The sequence below is a fragment of the Pseudomonas sp. R1-1 genome (assembly GCF_051132135.1).
Taxonomy (GTDB): Bacteria; Pseudomonadota; Gammaproteobacteria; order Pseudomonadales; family Pseudomonadaceae; genus Aquipseudomonas.
This window is the reverse complement of record NZ_CP071663.1, coordinates 1,389,308-1,401,828: the sequence shown is the minus strand read 5'-3', so window position 1 is coordinate 1,401,828 and position 12,521 is coordinate 1,389,308. Positions and strand designations below refer to the sequence as shown.

At 60.7% G+C, this 12,521-nt stretch carries 13 protein-coding genes; 7 read left to right on the top strand and 6 right to left on the bottom strand.

Features of this window, described 5'->3' with window-relative positions:
* Positions 1-29: 29 nt before the first annotated feature.
* A complete protein-coding gene (locus tag J3P75_RS06500) occupies positions 30-908 on the bottom strand; it encodes an MBL fold metallo-hydrolase (protein ID WP_434709691.1) in 879 nt (292 codons plus the stop codon).
* 113 nt (positions 909-1,021) lie between these two features.
* Between J3P75_RS06500 and J3P75_RS06495 the strand changes: the two genes are divergently transcribed.
* Together J3P75_RS06495 and J3P75_RS06490 are read left to right on the top strand one after the other, a co-directional pair.
* On the top strand, positions 1,022-1,927 hold the full coding sequence (locus J3P75_RS06495; RefSeq protein WP_434709690.1) for a LysR family transcriptional regulator: 906 nt from the start codon (positions 1,022-1,024) through the stop codon (positions 1,925-1,927).
* Positions 1,928-2,145: 218 nt separating this feature from the next.
* On the top strand, positions 2,146-2,322 hold the full coding sequence (locus tag J3P75_RS06490; protein ID WP_016773438.1) for a hypothetical protein: 177 nt from the start codon (positions 2,146-2,148) through the stop codon (positions 2,320-2,322).
* 136 nt (positions 2,323-2,458) lie between these two features.
* Here the strand turns inward: J3P75_RS06490 and J3P75_RS06485 are convergent, their stop codons facing one another.
* Complete coding sequence (locus J3P75_RS06485) at positions 2,459-3,343, bottom strand: helix-turn-helix domain-containing protein (protein ID WP_258448167.1); 885 nt, start codon at positions 3,341-3,343, stop codon at positions 2,459-2,461.
* A gap of 177 nt (positions 3,344-3,520) precedes the next feature.
* Here J3P75_RS06485 and pobA point away from each other — a divergent pair, with 177 nt between their 5' ends.
* Positions 3,521-4,714, top strand: a complete 1,194-nt coding sequence (gene pobA, locus J3P75_RS06480) for a 4-hydroxybenzoate 3-monooxygenase (RefSeq protein WP_434709689.1) — start codon at positions 3,521-3,523, stop codon at positions 4,712-4,714.
* A gap of 76 nt (positions 4,715-4,790) precedes the next feature.
* A complete protein-coding gene (locus tag J3P75_RS06475) occupies positions 4,791-6,308 on the top strand; it encodes an MDR family MFS transporter (RefSeq protein ID WP_434709688.1) in 1,518 nt (505 codons plus the stop codon).
* Between the two features lie 134 nt (positions 6,309-6,442).
* Here J3P75_RS06475 and J3P75_RS06470 read toward each other — a convergent pair whose 3' ends face one another.
* The 4 genes from J3P75_RS06470 to J3P75_RS06455 all read right to left on the bottom strand — a co-directional run bounded on the left by J3P75_RS06470 (position 6,443) and on the right by J3P75_RS06455 (position 10,368).
* Positions 6,443-7,291: a cache domain-containing protein gene (locus J3P75_RS06470; protein WP_434709687.1), complete on the bottom strand. Its 849-nt coding sequence runs from the start codon at positions 7,289-7,291 to the stop codon at positions 6,443-6,445.
* Positions 7,292-7,418: 127 nt separating this feature from the next.
* Positions 7,419-8,276 (bottom strand): ATPase, encoded by an 858-nt coding sequence (locus J3P75_RS06465; protein WP_434709686.1) that lies wholly within the window; start codon positions 8,274-8,276, stop codon positions 7,419-7,421.
* Positions 8,277-8,392: 116 nt separating this feature from the next.
* Positions 8,393-9,385 (bottom strand): NAD-dependent epimerase/dehydratase family protein, encoded by a 993-nt coding sequence (locus J3P75_RS06460; protein ID WP_434709685.1) that lies wholly within the window; start codon positions 9,383-9,385, stop codon positions 8,393-8,395.
* Positions 9,386-9,480: 95 nt separating this feature from the next.
* Complete coding sequence (locus tag J3P75_RS06455) at positions 9,481-10,368, bottom strand: LysR family transcriptional regulator ArgP (protein ID WP_434709684.1); 888 nt, start codon at positions 10,366-10,368, stop codon at positions 9,481-9,483.
* Between the two features lie 96 nt (positions 10,369-10,464).
* On the opposite strand from J3P75_RS06455, the gene J3P75_RS06450 reads away from it, so the two are divergent.
* The 3 genes from J3P75_RS06450 (at position 10,465) to J3P75_RS06440 (ending at position 12,258) form a co-directional block, all read left to right on the top strand.
* Positions 10,465-10,866 (top strand): ACT domain-containing protein, encoded by a 402-nt coding sequence (locus tag J3P75_RS06450; protein ID WP_434709683.1) that lies wholly within the window; start codon positions 10,465-10,467, stop codon positions 10,864-10,866.
* A 5-nt stretch (positions 10,867-10,871) separates the two neighbouring features.
* Entirely contained in the window at positions 10,872-11,474 is a 603-nt protein-coding gene (locus tag J3P75_RS06445) for a LysE/ArgO family amino acid transporter (RefSeq protein ID WP_434709682.1), read from the top strand.
* 187 nt (positions 11,475-11,661) lie between these two features.
* Complete coding sequence (locus J3P75_RS06440) at positions 11,662-12,258, top strand: superoxide dismutase (RefSeq protein ID WP_434595882.1); 597 nt, start codon at positions 11,662-11,664, stop codon at positions 12,256-12,258.
* Positions 12,259-12,521: the final 263 nt, after the last annotated feature.

Sequence of the window (12,521 nt, the reverse complement as noted above, 5' to 3'; positions counted from 1 at the left end):
CTTGAGAGTGCTGCGTATGCGGATTCGGCTTACCAGGCCATTTCGCCCTTGGCGACTTTGGCGCTCAGCTCCAGCGAGCTTTCTTCGCCGAGCGACGGGTAGCGTTTTTTCATCGCAGCGATCAGTGCCGCGGAGTCCTTGGCCTTGACGGTTTCGGCGTCGAACGCCTTGATGTAGTCAGCGGTGAACTTGACGCTGACCAGCGAACGGCTGCTGTCGCCCAGATAATGCCCCGGTATCACCGTGGTCGGTTTCAGGCTTTCGATCGCGTCCAGCGTGTCCAGCCAATCGGCGTGGGATTGCGCGGTCTGGGTGTCGGCCATCCACACATGAATGTTCTCGGCGATCACCACGCCACCGACCACGGCCTTGAGCGAAGGAATCCACACGAAGCTGCGATCCGGTTGTTTACCTTGCAGGCCGATCACCTGCAATTTCTGCCCTTCGAGCATCAGGCTGTCGCCCTTGAGCACCCCGGGCACGACGGTTTTCGCCGGGACGTCGGCGCCCATTTTCGGGCCCCAAAAAGCCAGTTTGCCGGCGACGGTCTGGTTGATGTGATCGACGGTCGGCTGCGAGGCCAGCACCTTGGCCTTCGGGAAAGCCTGAGTCAGGGTGTCGAGGCCGAAGTAGTAATCCGGGTCGCCATGGCTGATGTAGATCGTGGTCAGTTGCTTGCCACTGGCGCGGATCTTTTCCACCACCTGTTGCGCTTGGGATTTGCCGAACTGTGCATCGACGAGAATCGCTTCTTTCTCGCCGCTGATCAGTACCGAAGTCACCGGAAAAATCGCCTGGGTGCCCGGATTGTAGACGTCGAGGGTCAGGTTGGCCGCCGCTGCGTGCGCCGCAAAACCCAAGGCTGCCGTGGCGAGTACAACGCGTTTGAGTGTGGTGAAGCCGATCATCTGTTGCTCCGCTGTGCGAATGCCGTTGCTGGCGATGATCAGAGCTTAGTTGCCTGACTCGGTACAAAAAATGCGATGCTTGAACATAGTTTGTTTCTGAAAGCGGGCAAATCATGGATCGGCTACAAGCAATGCGCGTGTTCGTCAGTGTGGTCGATCTGGGCAGCCAGTCGGCGGCGGCCGACCATCTGGACCTTTCGCGGCCGGTGGTGTCGCGCTATCTGGCGGAGCTGGAAGACTGGGTCGGCGCGCGTCTGATGCACCGCACCACGCGCAAATTGAGCCTGACCGCCGCCGGCAACGAGATCCTGCCGCGCTGCCGGCAAATGCTCGAACTGTCGAGCGACATGCAGGCCGCCGTCAGCGAACCCGACGCCGCGCCGCGCGGGCTGCTGCGGATCAGCGTCAGCACCTCGTTTGGTCAGGCGCAACTGGCCGAGGCGATGGCGGTGTACGTCAAGCGCTATCCGGGAGTGAGCATTGATCTGCAAATGCTCGATCGCACGGTGAATCTGGTGGATGAACGCATCGACCTGGCGATTCGCACCAGCAACGATCTCGATCCCAACCTGATCGCCCGGCGCCTGACCGTGTGCCGTTCGGTGGTCTGCGCGGCGCCGGCCTATTTGCAAGAACAACCGGCGCCTGTGCGGGTCGAGGAGTTGAGTCGGCATAACTGCCTGACCCATTCGTATTTCGGCAAAAGCCTGTGGCATTTCGAAGAAGATGGCGAAGCGGTTTCGGTACCGGTGCAGGGCAACATCAGCGCCAACGAGGCCAGCACCCTGCTGCGCGCCACACTGGCCGGCGCCGGAGTGGCGATGCTGCCGACCTATCAGGCCGGCGTGCATATCAGCAGCGGCGAACTGCTGCGCCTGCTGCCCCACGCCGAACCGCGGCAAATGAACATCTATGCCGTGTATGCCTCACGCAAACACATGCCGGCGGCACTGCGCAGCCTGCTGGATTTCCTGGTGGAACGCTTCCCCGAAAATCCGCAATGGGACATTGGCTTGTAAACCCGATTCCCTGTAGGCCTTCGCCTGCTCGCGATAGCGGACTGTCATCTGATGAATGAGTGACTGATTCACCGCTATCGCGAGCAGGCGAAGGCCTACAGGGGATATCAGTGTTCTGAATGACGGGGTAACACCTCAAGCGCACTCGCTGGCAACTCCCCGCCGCTGACCTATGCTGAAAGTAGTACCGCAGGGTATGTCGTTCAGAGGTCATCGCCATGAACATCAAAACAAAAAGATACGCCGCTATTTTCATCACCTGCGCCGCCACGCTGGCGCTGTACGGCACCGCGGCCTGGCGGGTCGAACAGTTGCGTCAGCTGCCGCGCGAGTACGCGAGCTGCAATTACGAGCGCTGTATTCCGCACAATGCGACGCTCAATGCATTGCGCTGATTAGAGTGCTGCAATTCCCCCTTGTGGGAGCGAGCCTGCTCGCGAAAGCGGTGTGTCAATCATCGAAAATGGTGACTGATGTACCGTTTTCGCGAGCAGGCTCGCTCCCACAGTGTATTTGGGGGTGTAAGTAGGATTACTGCTCGGCCTTCAGCCGATCACGGAACGCCTTTGGCGATATTCCCACCCGACGCCGGAACAGGCGTGTGAAATTGGTCGGGTCGGAAAACCCCAGCAGCTCCGACATCTCGTAAATGGTCATGCTGGTGTAGGTCAGCAAGCGCTTGGCTTCGAGTAGCTGGCGCTCGTGCATGATCTGCAACGCCGGTTGCCCGGCCAGTTCGCGGCAGGTGCCGTTGAGGTGCGAGACGGAAATGCCCAGGCGATGGGCCAGGTCCTCGACCTTCACGTGCTGGCGATAGGTTTCTTCCACCAACTGAATAAAACCATTCAGATATTCGCGCTGACGCTGCGGTCGTTGACTGGCTTTGTGGCGCACGATCGCCTGGCGACTGACCCAGACCATGATCACGCTGACCAGCGAATGCATGAGCATTTCCCGCGCCGGTTGATGGCCGTTGTACTCGGCCTGCAAGGCGCTGAACAGACTGTTGAGATAGTCACCGTCCGCACCGGCCGGGTAATGCTCGGCGCTGGCCAGCGCATGCACCGAATCGCCCAGTTGCGCCTGCAAGTGGTTGATCAGCGGTGTGGCGAGGGTAACGATGAAGCCCTCGACGTCCTCGGAAAACCGAAAGCCGTGCACCGACAGCGGTGGCAGGACCTGGATCGCCGGGGTTTGCAATTGCGTGCGCTGGCCTTCGATTTCAAGCTCTGCCTGACCTTTGAAAACGAACAGCAACTGGCACAGATCCGCGTGGCGATGGGGTTTGATTTCCCATTCGTGTTCGCGACTGCGTGAGGAAATGGTTTCACAGTGCAGCAAGTCAGGGGTCGGCCAGTCCAGGCTTTCACCGTAGAGCTTGAACACGGGAATCGAAGGCAGCTCAGGCTTGTTCATCACTTCAATCCAGGCCTCGGGGTTGTGGGCGATAATCGCACCGATTGGCAGAATGTACAGGTATCGGCTCAGTTTTCACCTTCAATTGACAGACCCGCAAGGGAAAAATGCAAGCACTCGATCCATAAAAAAACCTCACCGGTGTTTGCCGCGTGACGCTTGCGAGCCATAAAAACAATGAAAACGCTGAAAACCCAAATCGCGATCATCGGCGCCGGCCCGTCCGGTTTGCTCCTCGGCCAGTTGCTGCACAACGCTGGCATCGACACCCTTATCCTCGAACGGCAAACGCCCGACTATGTGCTCGGGCGCATCCGCGCCGGCGTGCTTGAACAAGGCATGGTAGAGCTGTTGCGTCAGGCCGGGGTGAGCCAGCGCATGGACGCCGAAGGGCTGGTCCATGGCAGTTTCGAACTGGCCCTCGACGGACGCCAGGTGCACATCGACCTGCACGCTTTGACTGGCGGCAAGAGCGTGATGATCTACGGCCAGACCGAAGTCACCCGCGACCTGATGGCCGCTCGTCGGGAGGCCGGCGCGCCGACGATTTACCAGGCGAGCAATGTCGTTCCGCACGGCATGAAAAGCGACGAAGCGTTCGTCACTTTTGAAAAGGATGGCGAAACCTGGCGCGTCGATTGCGATTACATCGCCGGCTGCGACGGTTTCCACGGGGTCGCCCGGCAATCGATTCCGGCCGATTGCCTGAAGGTCTTCGAGCGGGTTTATCCGTTCGGCTGGCTCGGTATTCTTGCCGACACCCCGCCGGTCCACGACGAGCTGGTTTACGCCCGTCACGAACGCGGTTTTGCCTTGTGCAGCATGCGTTCGCAGACGCGCACGCGCTATTACGTGCAGGTGCCGGCTGATGACAACGTCGAAGACTGGAGCGACGAGCGCTTCTGGGACGAATTGAAAAGCCGCTTGCCGAGCGCACTGGCGGAAAAACTGGTCACCGGTCCGTCGATCGAAAAAAGCATCGCGCCGCTGCGCAGCTTTGTCGTCGAGCCGATGCAATACGGGCGGATGTTCCTGGTCGGCGACGCCGCGCACATCGTCCCGCCCACCGGCGCCAAAGGCTTGAACCTGGCGGCCAGCGATGTCAGTACGCTGTTCAGTATTCTGCTCAAGGTTTACCGCGACGGGCGCACCGACTTGCTGGAGAAGTACTCGGAAATCTGCCTGCGCCGCGTGTGGAAGGCCGAGCGTTTTTCCTGGTGGATGACCTCGATGCTGCACCGCTTCGACGATCACGACGCGTTCAACCAGCGCATCAGCGCCGCGGAACTGGACTACTTCGTCGACTCGGAGGCCGGGCGCAAAACCATTGCAGAAAATTACGTCGGGCTTGCGTACGAGGCTATCGAATAGCCTGCTATCGACTTACACTGGCGAGCATCCCCGCTCGCCATGTCTTTGCGGGTCAATCACTGCCCGCAGGTTTACCGTGACCACTCTGAACCCGCCTGAAATACCCAAACCGGCCATTCGCAGCGTGCTGGTCGCCCTGATGATGGCGATCTTTCTCGGCGCGCTCGACCAGACCATTGTCGCCGTGTCGATGCCGGCCATCTCTGCGCAGTTCAAGGATGTCAGCCTGCTGGCCTGGGTGATTTCCGGTTACATGGTGGCGATGACTGTGGCGGTGCCGATCTACGGCAAGCTCGGCGATCTGTACGGGCGGCGCAAACTGATGCTGTTCGGCATGGGCCTGTTCACGTTGGCTTCACTGTTCTGCGGCATGGCCCAGAGCATGGAGCAACTGGTGCTGGCGCGTATTCTTCAGGGCATCGGTGCCGGCGGAATGATTTCGGTGAGTCAGGCGATCATCGGCGACATCGTGCCGCCGCGTGAACGGGGCCGTTATCAGGGCTATTTCAGCAGCATGTACGCGGTGGCGAGTGTTGCCGGCCCGGTGCTCGGCGGCTACATGACCGAATACCTGTCGTGGCGCTGGGTATTTCTGATCAACCTGCCGCTGGGCCTCGGTGCCTGGTGGGTCGCCCGGCGCAACCTGCGCGGTTTGCCGATACCGCAGCGCAAACCGGTGATCGACTACCTCGGTACGGTGTTGATGATCATCGGTCTGACCGCACTGCTGCTCGGGATCACCGAGGTCGGTCAGGGGCATTCATGGCGCAGCAGCGAAGTGCTCGGTCTGCTCGCTTGTGCGGTGTTGGTGCTGGCGGCGTTCGTCTGGCATGAACGGCGCGCACGCGAGCCGTTGCTGCCAATGCACCTGTTCGCCAACCGCAGCGCCCTGCTGTGCTGGTGCACGATTTTCTTCACCAGCTTCCAGGCTATTTCGCTGATCGTGCTGATGCCGCTGCGCTTTCAAAGTGTGACCGGCGCCGGCGCCGACAGCGCCGCGCTGCACTTGTTGCCGCTGGCGATGGGGCTGCCGATTGGCGCGTATTTCGCCGGCCGCCGCACCTCGATCACCGGGCGCTACAAACCGCAAATTCTCGCCGGCGCGATATTGATGCCGATCTCGATTCTCGGCATGGCTTCCAGCCCTCCGGAAGCGACGCTGCTCAGCGGCGTGTTCATGTTGCTCAGCGGCATTGCCGGTGGCATGCAGTTTCCGACCTCGCTGGTCGGCACGCAGAATTCGGTCGAACAACGTGACATCGGCGTGGCCACCAGCACCACCAACCTGTTTCGCTCCCTTGGCGGTGCGGTCGGTGTGGCGTTGATGTCGGCACTCTTACTGGCACTGCTGCAGCATTCGAGTTTCGCCCACCTGGCAAGCAGTTCACTGCTCAGCGAGGGGCATTCGGGCAATGTCCTGCTCGATGGCCTCAACGCAGCGCCCGGCGATGCACAGAATGCGCTGCGGGCGGAGTTGCTGGTGACGTTCCGGCACTTGCTGTGGGTGAGTACAGCGGTGTCGTTGCTCGGACTCGCGGCAGCGATTGCCATGCCGAACAACCTGCTGCGCGGGCGCGAGCACGGCGCGAAATAACTGTCAGCCCGATCGTTCCCACGCTCCGCGTGGGAATGCCTCAACGGACGCTCTGCGTTCGGCTTTGGATGGGGGACGCAGAGCGTCCCAGGCTGCATTCCCACGCGGAGCGTGGGAACGATCAGGCCACACGGTCAAGGACTGTAGTAACCCACCGCGACGAGGAAATGCCCGACCTTTTTCAGGTAGGCGTGTTTGTCCTCGACCTTGCCGGTCACCGGGTTTTTCCAGCGGTATTCGTATTCGCCTTCATCCTGCTTGCCGATCAGCGCGAGGATCGGTTCGCCCACGGGTTTGCCTTCCGGGTCCTTGACCTTGGTGAAATCGGTGTTGATCAGCCGCAGGTTGGTGCCATGCGCCACGTAACGGCGGGTGTTGAGGTCGACCACGAACACATACAGGTCATCCTGCAGGTAACCGCCCTTGAGCGAATTGACCGCGGTCAGCGTGCCCTTCTCGTCTTTGCCGAGGTCCGTCGCGGCTTTATCCAGCAGCGCTTTGGCCTGCTCGGCCGAAGCGCGCGGCAAGTAATAACCGACTGCCAGAATCCGCTGCCCGACGCGCTGATAAAACACGTGCTTGCGTTCGACCTTGCCGTCAGCCCAGTTCTGCCAACGGTATTCGGCCTGCTGGACGCCATTGCCCTCCGGGACTTTCAGGGCGTCCTTGAAGGCTTTTTGCAAATCCGGACCAAGTACTTCGCTGACGTCGCGGCCGATCAATGCCGCTGAAGGCCCGCCGCTGGCGAGCATCACGCCCTTGGTATCGACCACGAAGACGTAGCGATCCTTGTCGACGAACTCCCCCTGCCGGCTGAACGCGGCGAACGCCTTGTCGCCGTTGTCGTGGTAGTAAGCCAGGGCTTTTTCCAGCAGCGCGACGGCAGCCTGACGGTCATCCTTGCCATCGGTCGTGGCGCTGACCTGGCCGAAACCGGCCAGTAGCATCAGGCCGAGCCAGGCCACTTTGTGCAAAAAACCCATAGCGCATCCCTCGTTCTTGTTGGTGTTTCAAGAGCGTAGACGGCTTGGGCTGATGCATGGACATTCAGAGGGTTTCTGAACGTTACGCGGTGGCTGCGGCGGGAAGCCCCGCCACAGTCGTTCGACGTCAAGGTCGCGCGTTGATCTGCTGTTGCAGGTTCTGGATCTGCGCCTGCAGGGTGTTGAGGTTGCGCGTCATCTGCGCACGGAAGGCGTCGAACTCAGCGGTGTTGCCGCCACCCTGCGGCGTTGCCGGGCGGTTGTCCTGCTCGCTTTTGAGCACGACAATTTCCTGCTCCAGCCGATCGATGGCTGCGCTCGGGTTGCCCTGTTTCTTCAGCGCGACGATATCGGCGCCGAGGCTCTTGAACTGCGCATCGAAGGCTTTCAATTCCGCGTCGAGCTTGCTGGTGTCAGCCGGTGTGCTTTTCAGCGTCGCCAGTTCGGTGCTCAAGGTTTTCACCTGCGCCTGCAGCTGGTTGTTGGCGGTCTGCAGTTCGCTGGTCTGCGCGGTCATCTGCGCCAGACGCTTGTCCAGATCACTGGCCTGCCCGGCGACGCCTTGCTGCTGTTTGCTCTGATCGAGCAACTTGCCTTCCAGTTGCTTGATCTGCAATTTCAGCGCTTCGCTGTCGCTGCTGACGTTGGACTGGCTGGCTACGACCTTGCCGGAAATGTCCTGCAGGCGCCCGGCCGCTTCTTCGCTGATCCGCGCGAAGCTTTCCTGGGTCGCGACCAGTTGCTGCTCCATCAAGGAGATCTGCTGGAAACTCCACCAGGCCAGACCGATAAAGGCAAAGAACAATGCGCCGACCAACGCCCACAAAGGCCCGGTGCTGGCCGCCTTGACCTTGACCACCGACGGCGTGCGCGAGTGCACGGAGGTGCGGGCAGTGGTGGGAATGTCATCGTCGTCGAAGGGGTCGGCGCGCAGGCTGGGCACGTTATCGAAATCGTCGTCGTGAGCATCGTTACGCATGGACATTGAGGCAACCTTTGAGAAACGCGGTGATGGCTAAATGCTGCGAAGTATAACCGCCGCAGCCGCAGGCATTGACCCCCATCCGGGGGCGCGGTTCATTGCTGGCCGACCGAATGGTTTCAACGAATGTCCTGAGCCTTCCACCAGGCGCAGAACTCGTCGAGGGCAGACCACAGGCTGACTTTCGGATCGTAATCCAGATAATGCCGGGCGCGGCTGATGTCGAGGGTGAAATTTTTGTTCATCACTTGCATGCCCAGCCGCGACAGCGTCGGCTCCGGACGCCCCGGCCAAAGTTTGCAGGCACCTTCGTTGAGCGCGGCAACGCTGTAGGCCAGCGCGTAGGAGCGATACTTGCGCACCTGCGGCACGTCCATGTTGCGCATCACATAATTGACCACGTCCCACAGTGGCACCGGCGCGCCGTTACTGATGTTGTAGGCCTTGCCCAGCGCCGAGCCTGCCGCCAGCAAACTGCTGAGCATGGCTTCGTTAAGGTTGTGCACGCTGGTGAAATCGACCTTGTTCAGGCCATTGCCGATGATCGCCAGACGGCCCTTGCGCTGCATGTTGAGCAGGCGCGGAAAGATGCTCATGTCGCCGGCCCCGGTGACGAAGCGCGGGCGCAACGCGATAGTTTCCAAGCCGAATTCCTGAGCGCCGAAGACCTTCTGCTCGGCCAGATACTTGGTCGCCGCGTACGGATGCCGAAAGCGCTTGGGCACTTGTTCTTCGGTCAGACCGAGATGGTCGCGGCCGTCGAAATAGATCGACGGCGACGACAGGTGCACCAAACGCCGGACCCGCTGCTTGAGGCAGGCCTCGACGATGTTCTCGGTGACCTGCACGTTGCCCTGATGGAAATCCTGATAACGCCCCCACACACCGACCGCACCGGCGCAATGCACCACGGCTTCGACATCCGTGCACAGCTCGCGGGCCAGTTCGGCATCGGTCAGATCGCCGGGCACGAACTCGGCGCCACGGCGCACCAGATGCTCGACGCTCTCGGCCCGGCGCCCGTTGACGCGCACCTCAAGGCCTTGCTCCAGGGCGAAACGCGCAAAGCGTCCGCCAATGAAGCCGCTCGCGCCGGTAACCAAAATCTTCATCAAAAACTCCACAGATACAGCTGCAAGCTACAAGCCATTAGCTGCAAGTTAAAACGCTGCGCTTGCCGCTTGCAGCTTGACGCTCGCAGCTGCTTCTAAGCCACTAGCCATTGCGTTGACGAGCGCAGTAATTGCTCGGTGAGCAGGTTGAGCAATTGCCCGCCGTTGCGCCAATGATGCCAGTACAGCGGCACATCGATCGGTTTATCTGGCAACAACTCGCGCAATACGCCGCTGCGCAACTGTTCGCACACCTGCAACTCCGGCACCAGTCCCCAGCCGATTCCGGCCTCGGCCAGGCGAATGAAACCTTCCGACGACGGACACAAATGGTGTTCGAAACCACCATCGACGCCCAGCGATGCGAGATAGCGATGCTGCAGAAAATCGTCCGGGCCGAACACCAGAGCCGGAGTGCGCGGCAGTTGTTCGGCGCGCACACCCTGGGGGAAATGCCGTTCGATGAAGGCCGGGCTGGCCAACGCGCGATAACGCATCGCCCCGAGCAACACACTGCGCGCGCCGGCCACCGGTCGCTCGCTGGCGCAAAGGCAGGCCGCCACTTCACCGGCGCGCATGCGTTTGAGGCCGACCGTCTGGTCTTCAACGATCAGGTCCAGCAGCAAATGCTGGGCAGCGCAGAAATCCCCCACCGCTTGCCCCCACCAGGTGGCGAGACTGTCGGCGTTCAGTGCGATGCGCAGACGATCCGGCACCCCCTCTTCGTCCAGCGCCGGGACAACGCTTTGCAGGTCACGCTCCAGCAAACGCACCTGCTGCACATGGTTGAGCAGGCGTCGGCCGATCTCGGTTGGCGCCGGCGGTGTGCCACGAATCAGCACCGGCTGACCGACTCGCGCTTCGAGCAGTTTGATCCGCTGCGAGATCGCCGACTGCGACAAACCCAGTACCTGCGCGGCTCGTTCAAAACCGGCCTGTTCAACCACGGCGGCCAAGGCAGACAGCAATTTATAGTCGAACATCAGTTTTCCTAATGAGCGATCAGCAATATTGGTTTTTCTTATACAACGCACGACCGGAGAATAGCCAGCAAGCACTCATTCTCAAGGATCACGTTCATGGCCGGCGAAACTTCACTCAACACTTTATTACGCAGCATGAGCCCGCAACTCAACGCCGGCGAATACGTGTTCTGCACCCTGCGCGATGGCGTGCTGCCGCGCGATCTGGAGATTGTCGGTAGCTTCCGCGAGCAGGAAGGCCTGACGCTGATCGTGCAGCGTGCCCATGCCGAACAGGCCGGATTGCACTTCGACTATGTGGCGGCGTGGATCACTCTCAACGTGCACTCCGCGCTGGAAGCGGTCGGCCTCACCGCAGCGTTCGCCACGGCGTTGGGCCAGGCCGGGATCAGTTGCAACGTGATTGCCGGCTACTACCACGACCATTTGTTCGTCGGCCAGGCCGACGCCGAACGCGCCATGCAAGTGCTGCGCGATCTCGCAGCCAACGCGGAGTAAAAGTTATGTGGCAAAGCTATGTGAACGGCCTGCTGGTGGCGTTCGGGCTGATCATGGCGATCGGCACCCAGAACGCTTTCGTATTGGCGCAGAGCCTGCGCCGTGAACATCATTTGCCGGTAGCGGCGCTGTGCGTGGCGTGCGATGCGCTGCTGGTGGCGGCCGGGGTGTTCGGCCTGGCGACAATCCTCGCGCAGAACCCGACGCTGTTGGCGATCGCTCGTTGGGGCGGCGCGACCTTTCTGATCTGGTATGGCAGCCAGGCGTTGCGCCGGGCCTGTTCGAAGCAAAGCCTGGGTCAAGGCGCAAACCAGACCGTGCGTTCGTTGCGCGCCGTCATGCTCAGCGCGCTGGCGGTGACGCTGCTCAATCCGCACGTTTATCTGGATACCGTGTTGCTGATCGGCTCGCTCGGCGCCCAACAATCGGTGCCGGGGGCTTATGTGGTCGGCGCGGCGAGCGCTTCGCTGCTGTGGTTTTTCACCCTGGCGCTGGGCGCGGCGTGGCTGGCACCGTGGCTCGCCCGCCCGAGTACCTGGCGGATTCTCGATCTGGTGGTGGCGTTGATGATGTTCACGGTGGCCGGGCAGCTGATTATCGCGAACTGATTTATTCCAAACAGCCAAGAGGATGCCGTTGAACCTCTATCCCACACAGTTGTTGCGTGGTTATGCCGCAACCCCGGTGCTATGATCCAGACCCTGCGCCGCAAAGAGTAAAAACTCGCCGGTGCATTTCTGGCCGCCCGTGATCGGCCTTGCGCTCACCGCAACAGACCTGATTAGGAGAATCATCATGGCTTTCGAATTGCCGCCGCTGCCTTACCCACACGATGCCCTGCAGCCGCACATTTCCAAGGAAACCCTGGAATACCACCACGACAAGCACCACAACACCTATGTCGTGAACCTGAACAACCTGGTGCCAGGCACCGAGTTCGAAGGCAAGACCCTGGAAGAAATCGTCAAGACTTCCTCGGGCGGTATCTTCAACAACGCCGCTCAGGTCTGGAACCACACTTTCTACTGGAACTGCCTGGCGCCAAACGCCGGCGGTCAACCAACCGGCGCGCTGGCTGAAGCGATCAACGCAGCCTTCGGTTCGTTCGACAAGTTCAAGGAAGAGTTCAGCAAAACCTCGATCGGCACCTTCGGTTCCGGCTGGGGCTGGCTGGTGAAAAAGGCTGACGGTTCCCTGGCGCTGGCCAGCACCATCGGCGCCGGCAACCCGATCACCAGCGGCGACACACCGCTGCTGACCTGCGACGTCTGGGAACACGCTTACTACATCGACTACCGCAACGTGCGTCCGAAATACGTAGAAGCGTTCTGGAACCTGGTCAACTGGAAGTTCGTGGCCGAGCAGTTCGAAGGTAAAGCCTTCACTGCTTAAGCTGCACGCCAGACAAGAAACCCGGCTTTTGCCGGGTTTTTTTATGCTCCCGGATGGCGTTTTTCTCACGCTGAATACGGCTTCGTGCCGTTTGTCGGAAGCGCACGGGAAGCTACCATCACAGAGCGCAAAAAATATCGTCTGCAGGCTCAAGTTGCGGGCCGCCACTACCGACACAGTTAATTCAGAGCTAATACTCCAATTGGCAGCATTTTGACCAAGGCCCGGGTGAATCTCCCTGAGCCCGATTGTCCCTTTGACTG

Bases quoted from the DNA above. Each gene is read 5' to 3' on its own strand.
- J3P75_RS06485 (WP_258448167.1), bottom strand. From the start codon at position 3,343: ATGAACAAGCCTGAGCTGCCTTCGATTCCCGTGTTCAAGCTCTACGGT.
- J3P75_RS06490 (WP_016773438.1), top strand. From the start codon at position 2,146: ATGAACATCAAAACAAAAAGATACGCCGCTATTTTCATCACCTGCGCC.
- J3P75_RS06440 (WP_434595882.1), top strand. From the start codon at position 11,662: ATGGCTTTCGAATTGCCGCCGCTGCCTTACCCACACGATGCCCTGCAG.
- pobA (WP_434709689.1), top strand. From the start codon at position 3,521: ATGAAAACGCTGAAAACCCAAATCGCGATCATCGGCGCCGGCCCGTCC.
- J3P75_RS06500 (WP_434709691.1), bottom strand. From the start codon at position 908: ATGATCGGCTTCACCACACTCAAACGCGTTGTACTCGCCACGGCAGCC.
- J3P75_RS06470 (WP_434709687.1), bottom strand. From the start codon at position 7,291: ATGGGTTTTTTGCACAAAGTGGCCTGGCTCGGCCTGATGCTACTGGCC.
- J3P75_RS06460 (WP_434709685.1), bottom strand. From the start codon at position 9,385: ATGAAGATTTTGGTTACCGGCGCGAGCGGCTTCATTGGCGGACGCTTT.
- J3P75_RS06445 (WP_434709682.1), top strand. From the start codon at position 10,872: ATGTGGCAAAGCTATGTGAACGGCCTGCTGGTGGCGTTCGGGCTGATC.
- J3P75_RS06495 (WP_434709690.1), top strand. From the start codon at position 1,022: ATGGATCGGCTACAAGCAATGCGCGTGTTCGTCAGTGTGGTCGATCTG.
- J3P75_RS06465 (WP_434709686.1), bottom strand. From the start codon at position 8,276: ATGTCCATGCGTAACGATGCTCACGACGACGATTTCGATAACGTGCCC.
- J3P75_RS06450 (WP_434709683.1), top strand. From the start codon at position 10,465: ATGGCCGGCGAAACTTCACTCAACACTTTATTACGCAGCATGAGCCCG.
- J3P75_RS06455 (WP_434709684.1), bottom strand. From the start codon at position 10,368: ATGTTCGACTATAAATTGCTGTCTGCCTTGGCCGCCGTGGTTGAACAG.